Source organism: Pseudoalteromonas sp. SG45-5 (genome assembly GCF_014164085.1).
In the GTDB taxonomy this organism is placed as follows: domain Bacteria; phylum Pseudomonadota; class Gammaproteobacteria; order Enterobacterales; family Alteromonadaceae; genus Pseudoalteromonas; species Pseudoalteromonas aliena.
On record NZ_JACJEM010000110.1, the window covers coordinates 1 to 2,144 of the forward strand.

Annotated in this window: 2 protein-coding genes and 1 pseudogene; 1 reads left to right on the forward strand and 2 read right to left on the reverse strand. The window is 35.5% G+C overall.

Annotated elements, in window-relative coordinates:
• Positions 1–105 (forward strand): annotated as a pseudogene (locus tag H5119_RS20595) (IS5/IS1182 family transposase); the annotation flags it as partial.
• Positions 106–131: 26 nt separating this feature from the next.
• Here the strand turns inward: H5119_RS20595 and H5119_RS19805 are convergent.
• A complete protein-coding gene (locus H5119_RS19805) occupies positions 132–506 on the reverse strand; it encodes a hypothetical protein (RefSeq protein WP_182703451.1) in 375 nt (124 codons plus the stop codon).
• Between the two features lie 670 nt (positions 507–1,176).
• Positions 1,177–1,542 carry a DUF2778 domain-containing protein gene (locus H5119_RS19810; RefSeq protein WP_220496102.1) on the reverse strand — a complete coding sequence of 122 codons (366 nt, stop codon included), beginning with the start codon at positions 1,540–1,542 and terminating at the stop codon, positions 1,177–1,179.
• Positions 1,543–2,144 lie beyond the last annotated feature (602 nt).

The window sequence follows — 2,144 nt, forward strand, 5'->3', positions numbered from 1 at the left end:
AGGCTAAAGCACTTCCGTGCTATAGCGACAAGGTACGATAAATTGAAATTACAGTTTGAGAGTATGTTAGCGCTGGCATGTGCAATGATTTGGCTACCAATGTGAAAGATCAACAGCCCCTAATATTAGGTTTAAAATATGCCTGCTGAAAAATAGCCGGCCCCTAAACCCAAGCACCCCATGGAAACGACTCTAATTAATTTTAAGACTTTAGATATTTTGTATATATCTTTACCTTTGAGTAATGAGTCAACCATATGGTCTTGTCCAACAAGAGAAAAGAATATAGATAAACTTAAAAGGCCTAAAGAAATATAAACATCGTTCCCCATCTCAACCGCCTTTAATTGTACAAGTATAATAATTGCACCAATTACAGCCGATGAAAGCCACGCATACTGTTTTAACAATTCAAAATGAAGCTCTGTAGTGAGGGTTTCATTCTTAACTCTGTTTTTATTAACCGTATCAAGTTCGCTATTTTCTTCTAATTTTATTGCTTCCATATTGAAATAAAACTCCGATGTGTAATTTAAATCTAACGAGCCTTCAGGTTAACTCGTTTTTTATCTATTTCTTTGATAAACAAACCATAGCTGAGTTCCTATTTTGCTTCAATCGATTACTGTATTTTATGCAGAATATAAAAAAGAGTTTGGTGTTGTTTTAATTGGTGTTTTGGAACGGATACGGGTGTTTGAGTGGCTTATTAGTTGAGATAAATACCATGCAAGGTGATAAGGGCTTACCACCATTGCTTAATAAGCCGTTGTCATCGACCCATTGGCTAACTATTTTAATCTTCATTTTGTGGATACAGCTTAGCCGTTTGCGCGATTCCTTATTTATAAACTGTACTTGCCGCCCCGTTTTTGTTGATTTTTTTGTAATAATTAGGATGAGTGTCTTGTTTATTTGACGCCATAGTCTCTTGTTAGCACTAAATACTTTAAAGCGAAAGATACAATAACCCCTAAAAAGTAAATTGTGATAAATTCTAAATCTGATGCATATCCCACGTTCATTTCGCCAGTCAATTTGTTAAAAAACGACCAAAGCGCTTCTGATAAGGGGACAAAAATAGAGAGGTTGAACCACATAAAAGTAACAAAAGAAGGTATACCTATATACCAAAAAATGAATAACATAATTTTCAGAAAACATTTCATAAAACTGTTAACTTCCCATATGATTCAATGCTTGTACTTGGAATTTTTGTTTTTCCCGAACTTTTAATAATTGAGCTAAAAGTTCTAAAGGGCCTTCTGGATGAATTCTGAATTGCCCTCGCTTAACTTTTTCACAAAACGTTGAGTCATCGATTTTCTTATCTATTGCGTATAAAGCGAACCAATCTGCTTTATCTGAAAATAAGTCTCTTAATGGCCCAAGAAGCCCACCAGATTGTCTATCGATAATGTAATACACTCCTGTAGGGATGGGCCCCTTACTCGGTATACAAATCGATAGCTTTTTATTTCTATGCGCTTCTAAGCCCGAATATGCATCAAATGTAGATGCTCCGCACTTTAGAGTGCTCATAGGTTGATCATTAAGTTTAAATGTACAATTAATCACGATAATTCCTTTTAGTGCTAACGAGCCTGTAGATTAACTCGTTCTTTTATTTGTTTTTATTGATAAACAAACCATAGCTGAGTTCCTATTTTGCTTCAATCGATTACTGTATCTATACGCAAAATATAAAAAAGAGTTTGGTGTTGTTTTAATTATTTTTAGGGAGGATTACCGTTACAGGTGTTTGAGTAGCTTATTAGTTGAGATGAATACCATGCAAGGTGATAAGGGCTTACCACCATTGTTTAATAAACCGTTGTCATCGATCTATTGGCTATCTATTATAATTACGGTTTCAGTAGCAATTAGGATGGGTGTCTTCCTAATTTTGTTGGGATGACTGTATAAAATAGATAAGCGCTTTGATATTAGGGTCTGTTGAACTTTCAAGGTTAAATTTGCAGCAGTCTGTTTGGTATTTAGGTAAGGCAGAGCCTATGCAGTGTGGTTATTCCCCATAAATGGGCGATAACGTAGCATTAATGCCAAACAGGCGCTGCCCAAAGGGTTCTTCCTAGGGGCTATTTACTCTTTGTTGCTCGGTTTTTACTTAGCCCACTAGGTTA